Source organism: Hydrogenophaga pseudoflava (assembly GCF_004353865.1).
Lineage (GTDB): Bacteria > Pseudomonadota > Gammaproteobacteria > Burkholderiales > Burkholderiaceae_C > Hydrogenophaga > Hydrogenophaga pseudoflava.
The window spans coordinates 4,210,260-4,224,707 of record NZ_CP037867.1; the positions used below are offsets into that span (position 1 = coordinate 4,210,260).

Here is a 14,448-nt window from a genome sequence, read left to right on the forward strand (position 1 = left end):
GTGACATGGCCTTGTGCCGCGACGCCCGCGCATCGGCGGTCAGCACCGTTTGGGTGCCGATACAAACACACACAAAAAAGCCGGCTCGCGGGGCTGCGGAACCGACCGTGGCCATCACGCCGCGCGGTACCCCGCCCACCCCCGCGCCCGCAGCTCGCACGCCGGGCAGGCGCCGCAACCGTAGCCCCAGTCGTGCCGGTGTTCGCGGTCGCCGAGGTAGCAGGTGTGGGTGTGTTCGACGATCAGGTCGACCAGTGCGTTGCCGCCATCGGCAACACCCGTGCCATCGCCCAGGTCGTGTGCGAGCTGCCAGGTCTGGGCCTTGTCGATCCACATCAGCGGCGTGTCGATGAGGAAGCGGTGGTCCATGCCCAGGGACAGCGCCACCTGCAGCGCCTTCATGGTGTCGTCGCGGCAGTCGGGGTAGCCGCTGAAGTCGGTTTCGCAGACGCCGGTGACGATGACCTGGATGTCGCGCCGGTAGGCCAGCGCCGCGGCCAGGGTGAGGAAGAGCAGGTTGCGGCCGGGCACGAAGGTGTTGGGCAGGCCGCTGGCCTCCATCTTGAAGGCCATGTCGCGGGTGAGCGAGGTCTCGCTGACCTTGCCCAGCACGGCCAGGTCCAGCAGGTGGTCTTCGCCCAGGCGCCCGGCCCAGGCCGGGAACTGTTCACGGATTTTCTGCAGCACCACGGTGCGCGCCTGCAGCTCGACGCTGTGGCGCTGGCCGTAGTCGAAGCCGAGGGTTTCGACGCGCGGATAGCGCGCCAGGGCATGGGCCAGGCAGGTGGTGGAGTCCTGTCCGCCGGAGAACAGGACGAGGGCGCTGGTGTGGTGGGCGGTGCGGGTCTGCGCGTTCATCCGCGCATGGTAGCGGTCACGGGTTCAGACGCCCCTCAGGGGTGCCTTGGGTTCGGGCGCCAGCCCGTGGTCCCGGCTGGTGGCCAGCATGCGCAGCAGCCCGCGGTTGGCGTGTTCGAGCGAGACCTCGTGTTGCCCGCAGATGCCCGGCAGCCGGTCGATGCGGTCGGCGTCGCCCTGCGCGCGCGCGATGTCCAGCAGCGGGTAGTACGGCCCGGTACGGCTGAGCAGGGCGTCGGACACGCGCGGCGACAGCGGCAGATGCCCGATCAGCTGGGCCAGCGGCTCGCGCAGCAGCCGGTCGAGCTGGCCGAAGATGGCGGTGGTGTAGACCTCGGCGCGCAGCGCCTCGTCGGACCCGGGGTCGAGCAGGTGCTGGGCCAGCCGCGCCTGCATCACATGGCCGTAGCGCACCGGGTGCAGGGCCATGTCCTCGTCGGCACCGGCCTGCTGCTCGACCAGCCAGCGGTCCAGCGCCGAGAAGCCCAGCATCATGATGGCGTGGCGCAGCGCGCCGATCTCGTGCCGGCCGCCGTACAGCGCGGAGTTCACGCGCAGCAGCAGGCGGTAGGCCAGCACCGGGTCCTGGCGCACGTAGCGCTCCACCCGTTCGATGGAAGCGTCCTTTTCGAGCGCCTGGCGGATCAGGGCGATGGCCACGGGGTCGCAGCCGGGGGCGCGGTGGCGGGTGGTGTGCAGCACGTCGTCGTCGGGCCAGCCCAGCACGCCCCAGGCGCCCGCCTCGTCGAGGCAGTGTTCCGCCAGCGCGCGGTTGCAGACGTTGCGGTAGATCTGTCCGGGCCGGATCGGGCTGGGCCGGGGGGGCACGGGCACGGCCTCTGTGGGCCGGCTCTGCAGGGCCTCCAGGGCGTCGGCCGCGTCCAGGTGCAGCAGGCTGCGCACGTCCAGCGGAACGGCGTATTCGTGGCGCACCTCGGCAAAGTCGGCGCGGCGGATGAGCTGGTGGCCATGGTGCACGGCCTGCGACAGCAGGGCCAGGCTTTCCGGACGGCCGAACAGCGCCGCCGGCACTTCGAGGCAGGTGTTGGGCACCGGCGCGCAGCGCAGGGCCTGGTGCAGCAGCGAGGGCGATTCCAGCGCGAGGATGAGCGTGGGCGCGGCGACCGGCCAGTCGTCGCCCAGCACCTGCATCAGGTGGGCGGCGTCGACCGAGGCGGGGTCGGTCGGCAGCACCGTCAGGCGCACCGCCGCGAGCAGCCGGTGCCGGTTCCAGACCGGCTGGTAGGCCATCGCGACGCTGTCAAGGACGGTGTGGCTCATGCGGCGTGTCCGGTGTCGGCTACAGGTACTGGAACAGCGAGAGCTTCTGGATCGAGGCGTAGGACTGGAGCGCCGCCTGGGCCCCCACTTCCATGGTCTTGAATTCCGAATAGGCCTTGACCAGGTCGATGTCGACCAGCCGGGAGTTCTCGATGGTGTGGTCGGCCTCCCGGTCGCCCAGCAGGTTGTCCATCGATTCGGCGCGGTTGAGCCACTCACCGGCCTGCGCGCGGGCCATCAGCATGCGCTCGTGTCCGGCGTCGAGTTCGCCCAGGGCGCGGCCAAGGTTGTGGGTGCGCAGGGCGGCGTCGCCGCTGCCGCCGTTGTCCAGGCGCAGGGTGTCGATGGCGTCCTGCATCACGCGGAACATGTCGGTCGGCGCGTTGGACGGCGTGATGTCCAGCTGGTCGCCGGCCCGCGGCTCGCCGTTGAGCCGGAAGGACATGCCGTCGAATTCGATCTGCGATCCGCTGCTGTAGGGCAGACCGGTCTGGCCGGGCACGGGTGTGCCGGTGGTCACGTCGACCACGCTGTACTGCATGGCGCCGGCGGTGCCGCTGAAGTCGATGCGGTAGTCGTGGCCGGTGAGCGCCGAGGGATCGCTCACCTGGCCGGTGTCGGCGCGCAGGCTGCCGGTGTTGCCGGCGGCCAGGTCGATGGAGAAGGTGCCGTTGCCGGCCGGAATGCGCATCCAGATGGCCTCGCCGTCCATGGCGTTGGGCAGCTGGTTGTCCCCGGCGGCCTTCTGGCCACGCTGACCGTCGAAGCGCACCTCGTTGCTGCCGCTGCCGAACTCCTGCACGAAGGGTGTGGGCGAGCCACCGAGCCCGCCGAAAAGGCTCTGCCCGCTGCTGTTCTGGCGGTTCACCACCGCGAACAGCTGATCGCGCAGTCCCTCGATTTCCTTGGCCAGCGCCTGGCGCTCGGTGGGTCCGTAGCCGGCGTTGCCGCCGGCAATGACCAGCTCGCGCACGCGCTGCACCAGGTCGCCGGCTTCGCCCAGCGCGCTCTCGGCCTGCTGGATGCTGGTGCGCGAGGACTCCAGCGCGCGCTGGTCGGTCTGCACGCGCGAGAGCCGGGTCTGCACCGCTTCGGACAGGGCGGCGGCCACCGGGTCGTCGCTGGCGCGCAGGACCTGCTTGCCGCTGGCGATGCGCTCCTGCTGTGCGGCCATCTCCGCCTGGCGCTTGGTGAGCTGGGCGATGGTGGTGTCGTAGGTGTGGGCGGTGGCGACTCTCATGTCGGGGCTCCGGTGGATCAGCGCATGGTCTGCAGCAGCGTGTCGAACGTGCCCTGGGCGATCTGCATGAACTTGGCGGCGGCCTGGTAGGCCTGCTGGTACTGCAGCAGGCGCGCGGCCTCCTCGTCCAGGTTGACGCCCGAGACCGCGGCGCGCGCGGCTTCGTTGCTGGCGGCCACCTGGCCGGAGTAGCTGGCGGCGAACTGCGCACCCTGCACCCGCGTGCCGATGTCGGAGAGCACCGCGCTGTAGCCGTTGGAGAGCGAGACGCCGTCGAAGGTGGCGAGGTCGCGCAGCGCGAGCATGCCGCCGGCGTTGCCGCCGTTCTGCCCGTAGTTGGTGGTGGGCGCGGCGGTGATGGCGAAGCTGTCGCCGGCGGACGGGTTGCCGCGCAGCGTGAGGCTCCAGCCGTTGAACTGCAGCGGCTGCCCGGGCGTGTAGTTGTAGCTCGGCGGCGGGCCCGCGTTGTCCGGCGGCGGGTTGCCCGGGCCCAGGCCGGTGGCGGTGAAGCTGCCGTCGGCCAGGAAGGTCAGGGTCACCGGGTCGGTGAGGTTGGCCGAGGGCTCCACGGGATACAGGCTGACGATGCCCATGCCGCTGGTGTTGCCGCTGCCCGGCGTGACCATCACCGGGCTGGCCGCGGCCAGGCGGTCGGCAGCGCTGACGGCCATCTGCATGTTGCGGGCAACCGCCGCGAACGGCCGCACGAGGAAGCCGTCGCCTGTGGCGGCGGCGCCGCTGTCGATCTGGAAGCTCAGGCCGTCGAGCTCGGCGGGCAGACCGGCGAAGGAACTGATCTGGCCGTCGGAGAGGCGCACGATGTCGACGCCGGTGGCCGTGAAGTTGACCTGGTAGTCCGAGGGCTTGAGGGCCGTGGGGTCGCTGACCTCGGCGTGCATCGCCGCGTTGCCCGTGTTGGTGGGCACGGGCAGGCCGGCCACATCGGCCGGGGGCACGAAGAAGGGCTCACCGGTACCGCCTTGCAGGTTCACGCCGAGCGCGTGCTGGGTGTTCACCGTCGTGGCCAGCGCCAGCGCCATGCGCCCGATCTGGTTGGTGACGTCCTTCAGGTCTTCGTCGATGAACTGCACGACGCCGCCCAGCTTGCCGCCCAGTGCGCTGCCGCTGAGCTCCATCGTGGAGCTGCCCTGCTGGAACTGGATGCGCTGCTGCGAACCGTCGATGCTGTCGGGCACCACGGCCAGGCGGGCAGCGCCGCTGCCCAGCACCAGCGGCTGGCTGCCGGCGACGAACACGTGGACCCGGCCGTCGTCGGCGTTCACCGTGCTCACCTGCACCAGCTTGCTGAGCTCGCCGATGAGCTGGTCGCGCTGGTCCAGCAGGTCGTTGGGTTCGCCGGCGTTGCCCTGGTTCTCCAGGATCTTCTGGTTGATCTTGGCGATGTCCTCGGCCAGCCGGTTGATGTTGTTCACCGTGTCGCCCACCTGCTGGCGTGCGCTGGTGGTGAGGATGTCCAGCTGGCCGGCGGTGTCGCGCAGTCGCGAAGCAATCTCCTCGCCGCGCCCGAGCACCACCGAGCGCGCGGCCATGTTGGTGGGCGACGAGGCCACGTCGGACCAGGCGTTGAGCAGGTCGTTCATCGCCGCGCCCAGGCCGCTCTCCCCGGTCGGGAAGATGTTTTCCAGCTGCGCCAGCCGCGCCATGCGTTCGCTGTCGGCAGAGGCCACCGAGCTGGAGAGCTGGGCCTCGCGCGTGAGGTAGGCGTCGTGCATGCGCGCCACGGTGCCCAGCTCGACGCCCTTGCCGAGGTAGAAGCCGCCCATCGACTGGTAGCCTGCGCTGCGCATCTCCACCGTCTGGCGCGAATAGCCGGCGGTGTTGACGTTGGCAATGTTGTGCCCGATGACCTGCAGGGCCGACAGGTTGGCATTGAGGGCCTGGCTGCCGATGTTGAGTGCGGATGACATGGTGGTGTTCCTGCGCTCAGTTCTGCGCCGAGATCTGGGAGCGTTGCAGGCTGAGCGTCATGTTGATCGCCCGGCTGAGCTTGGCCGCGTACTGCGGGTCGGTGGCGTAGCCGGCGCGCTGCAGGCTGCTGGCGAAGCCGTTCACCGAGCCGATCTGGTCCATGGCCTTGTCGTAGCGCGGGCTGCGCGTGATCAGGCGTGCGTAGTCGCGGAAGGAGTCGGCGTAGGAGTCGTAGGCTCGGAAGCGCGCGGTGGTCTTGCGCGGCACGCCGTTGATGTATTCGGTGGTCGTCACCTCGGCCACCTTCCCCTTCCACGAGGACGTGGCCTTGATGCCGAACAGGTTGTGGGACGGCGTGCCGTCGCGCATGCGGATCTCGCTCTTGCCCCAGCCGGTTTCGTGGCCGGCCTGGCCGATCATGTAGCCGGCCGGAATGCCCGATTCGCGCGCCACGGTGGCGGCGGCCTGGTGGTGCTGCTGCACGAAGGCGGCGTGGCGCTGGCTGGGCGAGAGGGCACGCCGCGCGGCGGCCGAGGTCTGGTCGGTGGCCGCGGATGCCTGGGCGCCGGTCGCGGGGGCGGCCGGTGCGTACTTGAGCAGGTTGCGCAGGTCCGAGCGCTTGAGCGGCTTGAACTCCGGCGCACTGCCTGTGCTGGCCGTGCTGGTCGTGTTGGCGGACGAGGCGCCGGCCGCGGAATTGCCCGAGCCGTCGGCGGCCGTGCCGGCCTTGGCCTGCGCCGCGTTCATCTGGCGGCTGAGCTGGCGCTCGATGGATTCGCTCAAGCCCCCGGGCAGGCCGGAGAGCTGCACCGCCAGCTGCTGGTCGAGCAGGTCGGTGCCCAGGTCGCTGCCCTGGCCTTCGAGCAGGCCGGACTTCTGGGTCGCGTCGCGCATGCTCTTGATGAGCTCGCGCATGAACAGGGACTCGAACTGCTTGGCCGCTTCCTTGAGCGCGCCCTTGCCACCGTCGCCCTCGCGCGCCGCACCATATTTCAGTGCGTTGAGCGCGCCCGGGTCGGCGGCCAGGCCTTGGGTGGTGGGCTGCAGCGAAGACATGGCGTCAGATCACTTCGAGTTCGGCGTTCATGGCGCCGGCGGCCTTGATCGCCTGCAGGATCGCGAGCAGGTCCTGCGGCGTGGCGCCCAGGCCGTTGAGCATGCGCACCAGGTCGGCCAGCTGCGGCGCGGCGTCCATCTTGATGAGTGCGCCGCTGTCTTGGGTAATGCGGATGTCGGTCTTCTCGGCCACCACGGTCTGTCCCGGCGACAGCGGGTTGGGCTGGCTCACCACCGGCGTCGCGCTGATGCTGACCGAGAGGTTGCCGTGCGCCACCGCAACGGGGCCGAGCGTGACGGCCTGGTTCATCACGATGGAGCCGGTGCGGGTGTTGATGATCACCTTGGCCACCGGCACCGTGGCCTCCAGCGGGATCTCCTCGATCTCGGCCATGAAGCTCACGCGCGCGTCGGGGTTGGCCGGTGCGCGCAGGCGCACCAGGCGGCCGTCCAGCGCGCTGGCCACGCCGGCGCCCATGCGCTCGTTGATCGCCTGCGCCACGCGGCGCGCGGTCTGGAAGTCGGCCGAGTTCAGGCCCAGGTCGATGGTGTCGCCGAAGGCAAACGCCGTGGGCACGGCGCGTTCGACCTGCGCGCCCGAGGGAATGCGACCGGCGCTCAGGTGGTTGATCTGCACCTTGCTGCCGCCGCCCGAGGCGCCGGCGCCGCCCACCAGCAGGTTGCCCTGGGCCAGCGCATAGATCTCGCCGTCCGCGCCCTTGAGCGGCGTGGTGATGAGGGTGCCGCCGCGCAGCGACTTGGCGTTGCCCATGGACGAGACGGTCACGTCGATCATCTGCCCCGGCTGGGCAAACGGCGGCAGCTGCGCGGTCACCATCACCGCCGCCACGTTCTTCATCTGCACCTTGGCGTCGGCCGGCAGGGTCAGGCCCAGCTGCTGCAGGTAGTTGTTCATGCCCTGCGAGGTGTAGGGCATCTGGGTGGTCTGGTCGCCCGTGCCGTCCAGGCCCACCACCAGACCGAAGCCGGTGAGCTGGTTGGTGCGCACGCCCTGCACCGCCGCGATCTCCTTGATGCGCATGGCGTTGGCCGGCAGCGGCCAGCCCGTGCCGACCAGCAGGCCGATGGCCAGCGCGGACCAGGCCAGCAGGCGGCGCAGGCCGACGTCGGGGGAAAGGGTGCGGTGCTGCGGGTTCATGAGGGCAATGCTAGGCAGGCTCAGAACGGGAAAACATTCAAAAAGAACCGTCCCAACCAGCCTATTGAGAGCGCTTCGTCCACGGCGCCTCGTCCTCGCGACTCGATGCGCGCATTGGCGACCTGGGTCGAGGCGATGGTGTTGCCCGGGCGGATGTGGCGCGGATCGATGGTGCCGGAGAACTTGAGCACGTCGACGTTGCTGTTGATGCCGATCTGCTTCTCGCCGGCCACCAGCAGGTGGCCGTTGGGCAGCACCTCCTGCACGGTGACGGTGATGACGCCCGAGAAGTCGTTCTTGTTGGCGTTGTCGCCCTGGCCGGCGAACTCGTTGCCCGACTCGCCGCCGAGGTTGAAGTTGCGGTCGCGCGTGAGCTCCTTGGCGACGATGCCGGGAATGGCGGTGATCGAGCCCGAGGCGCTGCCGGTGCGGTTGATGTTGGCCGAGGACGACTGGCTGGCGTTGACCTTCTCGGTGATCTGGATGGTCAGCGTGTCGCCGGGCATGCGGGCGCGCGGGTCCTCGAACGCGGGCCGGTAGCGCGCCGCCGAGAACAGGCTGCCGCCGGTCTGAGCCGGCGCTGTGGTCTGCACATAGTTGATGGGCCGCACCGGCACCACGTCGACCGGCTTGGTCATGCAGCCGCTGAGCGCGACCGCGGCGAGCAGCAGGAGGTGTTTCATGGTCATGCTCACAGCTGACCCAGGCGCTGCAACATCTGGTCGGACGTCTGGATCGCCTTGGAATTCATCTCGTAGGCGCGCTGGGTCTGGATCATGGTCACCAGCTCCTGCACCACGTTGACGTTGGAAGTCTCGACATAGCCCTGCATCAGCGTGCCCATGCCGGCGGTGCCGGGCGCGCCGGTCACCGGGTTGCCCGAGGCCACGGTCTCGGTGTAGAGGTTCTGGCCCCGGGGCTCCAGGCCGGCCGGGTTGATGAAGGTGGCCAGCTCGATATTGCCCAGCTGCTGCGGCTGGGCGTTGCCCGGCACCTTGGCGGTGACCACGCCGTCGCTGCCGATGGTCACGCTCTGCGCTTCGGCCGGCACCGTGATGTCGCCCGCGATCGCCAGGCCGCTGGAGGTCACCAGCCGGCCCTGCGAATCCACCTGCAGGCTGCCGTCGCGGGTGTAGCCGGTGGTGCCGTCGGGCAGCGCCACCTGCAGGAAGCCCTGGCCATTGACGGCGATGTCCAGCTGGTTGCCCGACTGCTGCAGGCTGCCCTGGCTGAACTGGCGCGAGGTGGCCACGGTGCGCACGCCCAGGCCGACCTGCAGGCCGGTGGGCAGGTTGTTCTGCTCGGTGTCGGCCGCGCCGACCTGGCGCAGGTTCTGGTACATCAGGTCCTCGAACACGGCGCTGGCGCGCTTGAAGCCGTTCGTGGACACGTTGGCCATGTTGTTCGAGATCACGTCCAGCTGCGTCTGCTGGGCCTGCATGCCGGTCTTGGAAATCCAGAGGGAATTGATCATGGTGTGCTCCTATCAGCCGTTCATGTTGAGCAGCCGCGACGCGGTCTGGTCGTTCTTTTCACCGTTCTGCAGCATGCGCATCTGCGTCTCGAACTGGCGCGAGACCGCGATCATTCCGACCATGGCCTCGATGGGGTTCACGTTGCTGCCTTCCAGCGCCCCGCCCTGCACGCGGGCGTTGGCATCGGCGTCCAGCGCCTCGCCCACCACCGGACGGAACAGGCCGTCCTCGCTGCGGCGCAGGCGGTTCTCGTCGTTGGGGGTGACCAGCTTGAGCTTGGCCACGCGCTGCGGCGCCTGGTCGCCGACGCGCGCGGTCAGCGTGCCGTCGGCACCGAAGGTGAGCTGGGCGTTGGCCGGCACGCTGATGGGCGAGCCGCCGTCGTCGAGCACGGGCAGACCGTGGGCGTTGACCAGGGCGCCGTCGGCGCTGACTTCAAACGCACCACCGCGGGTGTAGGCCTCGGTGCCGTCCAGGCCCTGCACCGCGAACCAGGCGTTGCCGCGCGCGGCCACGTCCAGGCTGCGGCCGGTCGGGTTGATCGGGCCGGAGACCTCGGAGTGGCCGGCGCTGGCTTCGAGTGCGAACACGCGCGAGCTGGTGCCGTCGCCACGCACCGGCACCGCGCGGAAGGTCGCCAGCTCGGCGCGGAAGCCCGGCGTGGACGCATTGGCCAGGTTGTTCGCCAGCAGCTGCTGCCGGTGGGCGGCGGCGTTGGCGCCGGTCATGGCGGTGTAGATCATGCGGTCCATACAGGGCTCCTAGAGAGGTCGCGTCAGACGATCAGCGCATGTTCAGCAGGGTCGACAGGACCTGGTCCTGCGTCTTGATGGTCTGCGCGTTGGCCTGGTAGGCGCGCTGCGCGGTCATCATGTTCACCAGCTCGGCCGTGAGGTCGACGTTGGAGTCTTCCACCGCGCCGGAGCGCAGCAGACCCATGTTGCCTTCGCCCGGTGCGCCGCGCACCGGCTCGCCCGAGGCGAAGGTCTGCGTCCAGTTGCCGCCGCCGTTGGGCTGCAGGCCCTGCACGTTGCGGAAATTGACCAGCGCGATCTGGCCGGCCGCCTGCGACTGGCCGTTGGAGTACTGGGCCATGATCACGCCGTCGTCGCTGATGTTGAGGCTGGTGAGTTCACCGGGGCGGTAGCCGTCCTGCGTGAGGTTGTTGACCGCGAAGTCGACACCGAACTGGGTGGTGTCGCCGAAGTCGAGGTCGACCATGAAGGTCTGCGCCGGGTCGTTGGGCGAAGCCAGCTGCAGCTGCGGAATCACCGTGGCCGGGTCCAGGCTGCCGTCGGGCAGGAAGTTCAGCGCAAACGGCACCGAGGCCGCCGGGTCGGCGCCGTTGACGCCGGTGTAGACGTTCCACTGGTTGTTGGCCGTCTTTTCAAACACCAGGCTGACCGGAATCTCCAGGCCCTGCTGGTCGTAGGCAATGAGGGAAGTGCCATAGGTGCCGAACGGCGTGGGGGGCACGGCGGCCGCGGCGATGGGCGCGCGCGCATCCAGGTTCACCTCGGCCCCCATCGCCGTGGTCGCTCGCGCCGGGATCGGGCCACCTGTGGGCAGCGTCAGCGGCACCGACTCGAAACCCTGGCGCACGCCGGCGGCATCGGTGGGATATCCCATGAGCTGGCCACCGAGGTTGTTCACGATCTCGCCGTCGCGGTTGAGCTTGAACATGCCGGCGCGCGAGTAGGCCAGCGAGCCGTCGGGCATGGTGAGCTCGAAGAAGCCGTTGCCGTTGATGGCCACGTCCAGGGAGTTGCCGGTGACGGAGATGTTGCCCTGCGTGAACTGCTGCGCCACGGCGGACACCTGCACGCCGATGCCGGCGTTGGTGCTGCCGGCGGCGTTGATGGAGCTGGCATAGATCTCGCCGAATTCGGCGCGGGAGGCCTTCATGCCGACAGTGTTGGCGTTGGCGATGTTGTGGCCGATCACGTCCAGGTTGCGGCTGGCGGAATTCAGGCCGGAGAGTCCTTGCTGGAATGCCATGGTGGTGTCCTTCGGGGGGGGTGGGAATCGGATGCGGGTGTGGCTTACATGAAGCCGCGCACCTGGTCGTACGCCAGGGTGCGGCCGTTGCTCAGCTGGATGCTCATGGCGCCGTTGGACAGGCCCACGGAGGCGATGCGCACGCGCTGCAGTTCGGTGTCGGTGACGGGGGTGCCGCCGTTGCTGGCGCGCACGGTGAACTTGGCCACCTGGTTCGGGTCGATCGCGCCGGCGGGCCATTCGAAGCCGTGCTGGCCGGCTTCGCGCGCGCCCAGGTCGAGGGTCTGCAGGGTCTCGCCGTTCTTGCCGATGATGTCGACCTTGACGCTGGTGGCGGCGCCGTCGAGCGTGAAGGCGCCTTTGCCGGTGCTGCCGTCGAAGGCCAGGGCGTCGCCCTCGACCAGCGCGTCCTTGCCGATCAGCGTGGTGCCCTGCATCGCCTGCGACGAGGCCATCTGGTCGGCCATGCCCTTGAGCGTCTGGTTGAGCTGCTGGATGCCGCTGACCGTGTTGATCTGCGCCATCTGCGTGGTCATCTGGGCGTTGTCCATCGGGTTGAGCGGGTCCTGGTTGTTGATCTGCGCGACCAGCAACTTCAGGAAACGGTCCTGCATGGCCTGCGGATCGTTGGTTGTGTTGCCACCGGCACCCGTGGTGCTGCCCACGGTGGTGCCGAGGTTGGAGAGGTCCAGGGGAGACATCAGGCTCATGGTGGGTGCTCTCTGTTTACTGGCCCATCTGCAGCGTCTTGAGCAGCAGCGACTTGGCCGTGTTCATGACCTCGACGTTGTTCTGGTAGGCGCGCGAGGCCGAGATCATGTTGACCATCTCCTCCACCGGGTTCACGTTGGAGTGGGTCACGTAGCCCTCGGCGTCGGCGCTGGGGTGGTGCGGGTTGTGCACGCGGCGGCCCGGGGCCTCGCTTTCGGTGATGTTCTGCACCTTGACGCCGGCCGTGGCCTGGTCGCCCATGGGCACGGTCTGGAACACCACCTGGCGCGCCTTGTAGCTCTGGCCGTCGGGGCCGGCCACGGCGTCGGCGTTGGCCAGGTTGCTGGCCACCACGTTGAGGCGCTGGGCCTGCGAGCTGATCGCACTGCCGGAGACGCCGAAGATCGAGAACATGGACATGAGGCTCTCCTTACTGGCCGGTGATGGCGGACAGCATGGTCTTCACGTTGGAGTTGATGAAGCGCAGCGTCGACTCGTAGCGGATGGTGTTGTCGACGAAGTTGGCGCGCTCGCGGTCGAGGTCGACCGAGTTGCCGTCCTGGCTGGGCTGGGTCTGCACGGCGTAGCCCATCTTGGGGTCGCCCGGCTGCGGACCCGACAGGCGCATGTGGCCGGCCGCGGTTTGGGCCAGGCCCTGGCGGTTCGTGCCCCCGCTGGCGTCCTTGAGCGCGGCGGCGAAATCGAAGTCGCGCGCAACGTAGCCCGGGGTGTCGGCGTTGGCGATGTTGCTGGCGATCACCTGCTGGCGGTGCGAACGCAGCACCAGCGACTGGCCATAGGCGTCGAGCCGGGCGGTCATCTGTTCGAGCATGTCGTTCTCCTGCAGGGTGGACGGAAGGCGGCGCCACGGGGAAAGGCACCGGGTTGCGGACAAGTGTGCGAAAACTTGAGGGGCGGCAGCGCCGAAAGAAAGCGCAGGTTTGACCCGCATTTCGATCCTTTGCGAGCCCTGCCCCCGACCTACAGTGGCCCTATGCGAACTTGTCTTCACCCCCTGCGCCGCCTCCGGCGTCTCCCCCCTGCAGGGGGGCCAAGCCTTCGGCCCGGCAAAGCCGGTTCCGTGGCTTGTGCTGGTCTGTTGACACTGCTTCTCTTGTTCACCGGCCTGGCGCGCGCGCAGGTGGTGGCCTCGCAGAGCGAATTTGCGCAGTTCGAACAGATGGCACGCGACTGGGTGCAGCCCGCGCTGGCCTCGGTCACCGGGCCGGACGGCGGCGGCGCGCTGCGCCCCGAGATCCTGTTCGGCTCGCTGGACTCGCGCCTGAAGCTCACGCCCTGCACCCACATCGAGCCCTACCTGCCGCCCGGCACCCGCCTGTGGGGCCGCAGCCGGATCGGCCTGCGCTGCCTGGACGGCCCGGTGCGCTGGAACGTCTTCTTGCCGGTCACCGTCAAGGCCTGGGGCCCGGGCTGGGTGCTCAAGCGCCCGGTGCCGGCCGGCACGGTGCTGGTTCAGGACGACGCGGAGATGGCCGATATGGACTGGGCGGAGCAGCCCTACGCGGTGCTGGCCAACCCGGAGCGCTGGGTCGGCCAGCAGGCGGCCTACGCGTTGCAGCCTGGCCAGGCCATCCGCCAGAATATGGTGCGGCCGGTGCCCGCCTTCGGGCCGGGCGCCCAGGTGCGGGTCAGCAGCGTCGGCCCCGGCTTCCAGGTCGTCGTCAGTGGCGAGGCCCTGACCGCAGGCATTCCGGGTCAGAGCGTGCGGGTGCGGCTGAACGGTGGCCGCATCGTGACGGGTACCGTGCGCGACGGCCAGACGGTCGACGTGCGTTTGTGAAACCTTTTTTATCCAGATTCGGCGGGACTTTTGTGATGCATTCCACAAAAAAGGGCTCAAGTCCCCCCGCTTTTGAGCCGATAGTCATTCCACAACGCCCCAAATGCGGGGCCTGGAGAGTGAAATGAAAGTCGAATCTTCTGCACCGGACTCCTACATCGGCTCCGTGGCAGGCGGCCCCCAGAAGGCCGCCGAGAAGCCGAACGCAGGCGCCGAAGCCGCTGCGGCCGGCGGCCTGGCAGCCGCGACGGCCCAGCCCCAGGCCGGCGTGACCGTGACCCTGTCGTCGTCCGCCTCGCAGGCCCTGTCCAGCGGCGGTGGCAGCGATGTGTTCAACGCCGAGAAGGTGGAGGCCATGAAACAGGCCATCGCCGACGGCAGCTTCAAAGTCAACGCCGAGGCCATCGCCGACAAGATGTTGTCCAACGCCGCCGAAATGCTCAGCGCCAACACCGGCGCACAGCGCGGCTGATCTTTCTCCCCCAGGAGCAAGCCATGACCCAGCGCACCTCGCCCCACCCCTGGATTGCCGCCCTGCAGGTCGGCCTGGACGGGCTGGAAAAGGCGCTGCTGCAAGGCGATGCCCCGGCCGTCGAACGCGCCAGCCAGCACGTGCAGGAGGTGCTGAAAAAAGCCCCGCGCACCGCCGATTTCGGCGTGCCCGGCAGCCGCCTGCGCGACGACATGCAGCAGGCCGCCCACAGCTTCGGTCTGCTGCGCCAGGCCGTGCTGCGCGCCCAGGCCCAGAGCCAGCGCGCGGTGCAGAGCCTGCTGCCCCAGCAGGCCACCGGCACCTACGGCCGCCTCGCCGGCCAGAACTCCTCCACCGGCGGCGCAGGCCACGGCTACCTGTCGGCCTGAGCGCAGACCCCGTTTCCTTTCACGCTCCCCAACAAAAAACCGGCCGAGGCCGGTTTTTTGTTGGGCACCCCGCGCCGGC

General features: G+C 69.3%; 16 protein-coding genes. 3 read left to right on the top strand and 13 right to left on the bottom strand.

The window, feature by feature from the left end:
• Window positions 1-114: 114 nt before the first annotated feature.
• The 13 genes from queC to flgB are packed head-to-tail and all read right to left on the bottom strand — an operon-like array spanning window position 115 to window position 12,539.
• Window positions 115-858, bottom strand: coding sequence for a 7-cyano-7-deazaguanine synthase QueC (queC, locus tag HPF_RS20285; RefSeq protein WP_133157654.1), 744 nt, complete (start codon window positions 856-858; stop codon window positions 115-117).
• A 24-nt stretch (window positions 859-882) separates the two neighbouring features.
• A complete protein-coding gene (locus tag HPF_RS20290) occupies window positions 883-2,139 on the bottom strand; it encodes an HDOD domain-containing protein (RefSeq protein ID WP_133157655.1) in 1,257 nt (418 codons plus the stop codon).
• Window positions 2,140-2,158: 19 nt separating this feature from the next.
• Entirely contained in the window at window positions 2,159-3,379 is a 1,221-nt protein-coding gene (gene flgL / locus HPF_RS20295) for a flagellar hook-associated protein FlgL (protein WP_079366719.1), read from the bottom strand.
• A 17-nt stretch (window positions 3,380-3,396) separates the two neighbouring features.
• A complete protein-coding gene (flgK, locus tag HPF_RS20300) occupies window positions 3,397-5,307 on the bottom strand; it encodes a flagellar hook-associated protein FlgK (RefSeq protein ID WP_133157656.1) in 1,911 nt (636 codons plus the stop codon).
• Between the two features lie 16 nt (window positions 5,308-5,323).
• Window positions 5,324-6,364, bottom strand: coding sequence for a flagellar assembly peptidoglycan hydrolase FlgJ (gene flgJ / locus HPF_RS20305; protein WP_133157657.1), 1,041 nt, complete (start codon window positions 6,362-6,364; stop codon window positions 5,324-5,326).
• Window positions 6,365-6,368: 4 nt separating this feature from the next.
• The gene (locus HPF_RS20310; RefSeq protein WP_133157658.1) at window positions 6,369-7,523 is read right to left on the bottom strand and encodes a flagellar basal body P-ring protein FlgI; all 1,155 of its coding nucleotides are present in this window, start codon (window positions 7,521-7,523) and stop codon (window positions 6,369-6,371) included.
• 20 nt (window positions 7,524-7,543) lie between these two features.
• Complete coding sequence (locus tag HPF_RS20315; RefSeq protein WP_243721628.1) at window positions 7,544-8,206, bottom strand: flagellar basal body L-ring protein FlgH; 663 nt, start codon at window positions 8,204-8,206, stop codon at window positions 7,544-7,546.
• Between the two features lie 8 nt (window positions 8,207-8,214).
• Window positions 8,215-8,997: a flagellar basal-body rod protein FlgG gene (gene flgG, locus HPF_RS20320; protein WP_079366714.1), complete on the bottom strand. Its 783-nt coding sequence runs from the start codon at window positions 8,995-8,997 to the stop codon at window positions 8,215-8,217.
• Window positions 8,998-9,009: 12 nt separating this feature from the next.
• A complete protein-coding gene (gene flgF / locus HPF_RS20325) occupies window positions 9,010-9,750 on the bottom strand; it encodes a flagellar basal-body rod protein FlgF (protein ID WP_133157660.1) in 741 nt (246 codons plus the stop codon).
• Between the two features lie 31 nt (window positions 9,751-9,781).
• Complete coding sequence (gene flgE, locus HPF_RS20330) at window positions 9,782-10,996, bottom strand: flagellar hook protein FlgE (RefSeq protein WP_133157661.1); 1,215 nt, start codon at window positions 10,994-10,996, stop codon at window positions 9,782-9,784.
• Between the two features lie 44 nt (window positions 10,997-11,040).
• Window positions 11,041-11,697, bottom strand: coding sequence for a flagellar hook assembly protein FlgD (locus HPF_RS20335; protein WP_133157662.1), 657 nt, complete (start codon window positions 11,695-11,697; stop codon window positions 11,041-11,043).
• 25 nt (window positions 11,698-11,722) lie between these two features.
• Window positions 11,723-12,127: a flagellar basal body rod protein FlgC gene (gene flgC, locus HPF_RS20340; protein WP_066154802.1), complete on the bottom strand. Its 405-nt coding sequence runs from the start codon at window positions 12,125-12,127 to the stop codon at window positions 11,723-11,725.
• 10 nt (window positions 12,128-12,137) lie between these two features.
• The gene (gene flgB / locus HPF_RS20345) at window positions 12,138-12,539 is read right to left on the bottom strand and encodes a flagellar basal body rod protein FlgB (RefSeq protein WP_079366712.1); all 402 of its coding nucleotides are present in this window, start codon (window positions 12,537-12,539) and stop codon (window positions 12,138-12,140) included.
• A gap of 282 nt (window positions 12,540-12,821) precedes the next feature.
• Here flgB and flgA point away from each other — a divergent pair, with 282 nt between their 5' ends.
• The 3 genes from flgA to HPF_RS20360 all read left to right on the top strand — a co-directional run bounded on the left by flgA (window position 12,822) and on the right by HPF_RS20360 (window position 14,369).
• Window positions 12,822-13,508, top strand: coding sequence for a flagellar basal body P-ring formation chaperone FlgA (gene flgA, locus HPF_RS20350; RefSeq protein ID WP_243721629.1), 687 nt, complete (start codon window positions 12,822-12,824; stop codon window positions 13,506-13,508).
• Between the two features lie 124 nt (window positions 13,509-13,632).
• On the top strand, window positions 13,633-13,980 hold the full coding sequence (gene flgM / locus HPF_RS20355; protein WP_066154812.1) for a flagellar biosynthesis anti-sigma factor FlgM: 348 nt from the start codon (window positions 13,633-13,635) through the stop codon (window positions 13,978-13,980).
• A 23-nt stretch (window positions 13,981-14,003) separates the two neighbouring features.
• Window positions 14,004-14,369, top strand: coding sequence for a hypothetical protein (locus HPF_RS20360; protein WP_133157664.1), 366 nt, complete (start codon window positions 14,004-14,006; stop codon window positions 14,367-14,369).
• Window positions 14,370-14,448 lie beyond the last annotated feature (79 nt).

Coding starts and splice junctions, on each gene's coding strand:
- queC (WP_133157654.1), bottom strand. CDS start 858: ATGAACGCGCAGACCCGCACCGCCCACCACACCAGCGCCCTCGTCCTG.
- HPF_RS20290 (WP_133157655.1), bottom strand. CDS start 2,139: ATGAGCCACACCGTCCTTGACAGCGTCGCGATGGCCTACCAGCCGGTC.
- flgL (WP_079366719.1), bottom strand. CDS start 3,379: ATGAGAGTCGCCACCGCCCACACCTACGACACCACCATCGCCCAGCTC.
- flgK (WP_133157656.1), bottom strand. CDS start 5,307: ATGTCATCCGCACTCAACATCGGCAGCCAGGCCCTCAATGCCAACCTG.
- flgJ (WP_133157657.1), bottom strand. CDS start 6,364: ATGTCTTCGCTGCAGCCCACCACCCAAGGCCTGGCCGCCGACCCGGGC.
- HPF_RS20310 (WP_133157658.1), bottom strand. CDS start 7,523: ATGAACCCGCAGCACCGCACCCTTTCCCCCGACGTCGGCCTGCGCCGC.
- HPF_RS20315 (WP_243721628.1), bottom strand. CDS start 8,206: ATGAAACACCTCCTGCTGCTCGCCGCGGTCGCGCTCAGCGGCTGCATG.
- flgG (WP_079366714.1), bottom strand. CDS start 8,997: ATGATCAATTCCCTCTGGATTTCCAAGACCGGCATGCAGGCCCAGCAG.
- flgF (WP_133157660.1), bottom strand. CDS start 9,750: ATGGACCGCATGATCTACACCGCCATGACCGGCGCCAACGCCGCCGCC.
- flgE (WP_133157661.1), bottom strand. CDS start 10,996: ATGGCATTCCAGCAAGGACTCTCCGGCCTGAATTCCGCCAGCCGCAAC.
- HPF_RS20335 (WP_133157662.1), bottom strand. CDS start 11,697: ATGTCTCCCCTGGACCTCTCCAACCTCGGCACCACCGTGGGCAGCACC.
- flgC (WP_066154802.1), bottom strand. CDS start 12,127: ATGTCCATGTTCTCGATCTTCGGCGTCTCCGGCAGTGCGATCAGCTCG.
- flgB (WP_079366712.1), bottom strand. CDS start 12,539: ATGCTCGAACAGATGACCGCCCGGCTCGACGCCTATGGCCAGTCGCTG.
- flgM (WP_066154812.1), top strand. CDS start 13,633: ATGAAAGTCGAATCTTCTGCACCGGACTCCTACATCGGCTCCGTGGCA.
- HPF_RS20360 (WP_133157664.1), top strand. CDS start 14,004: ATGACCCAGCGCACCTCGCCCCACCCCTGGATTGCCGCCCTGCAGGTC.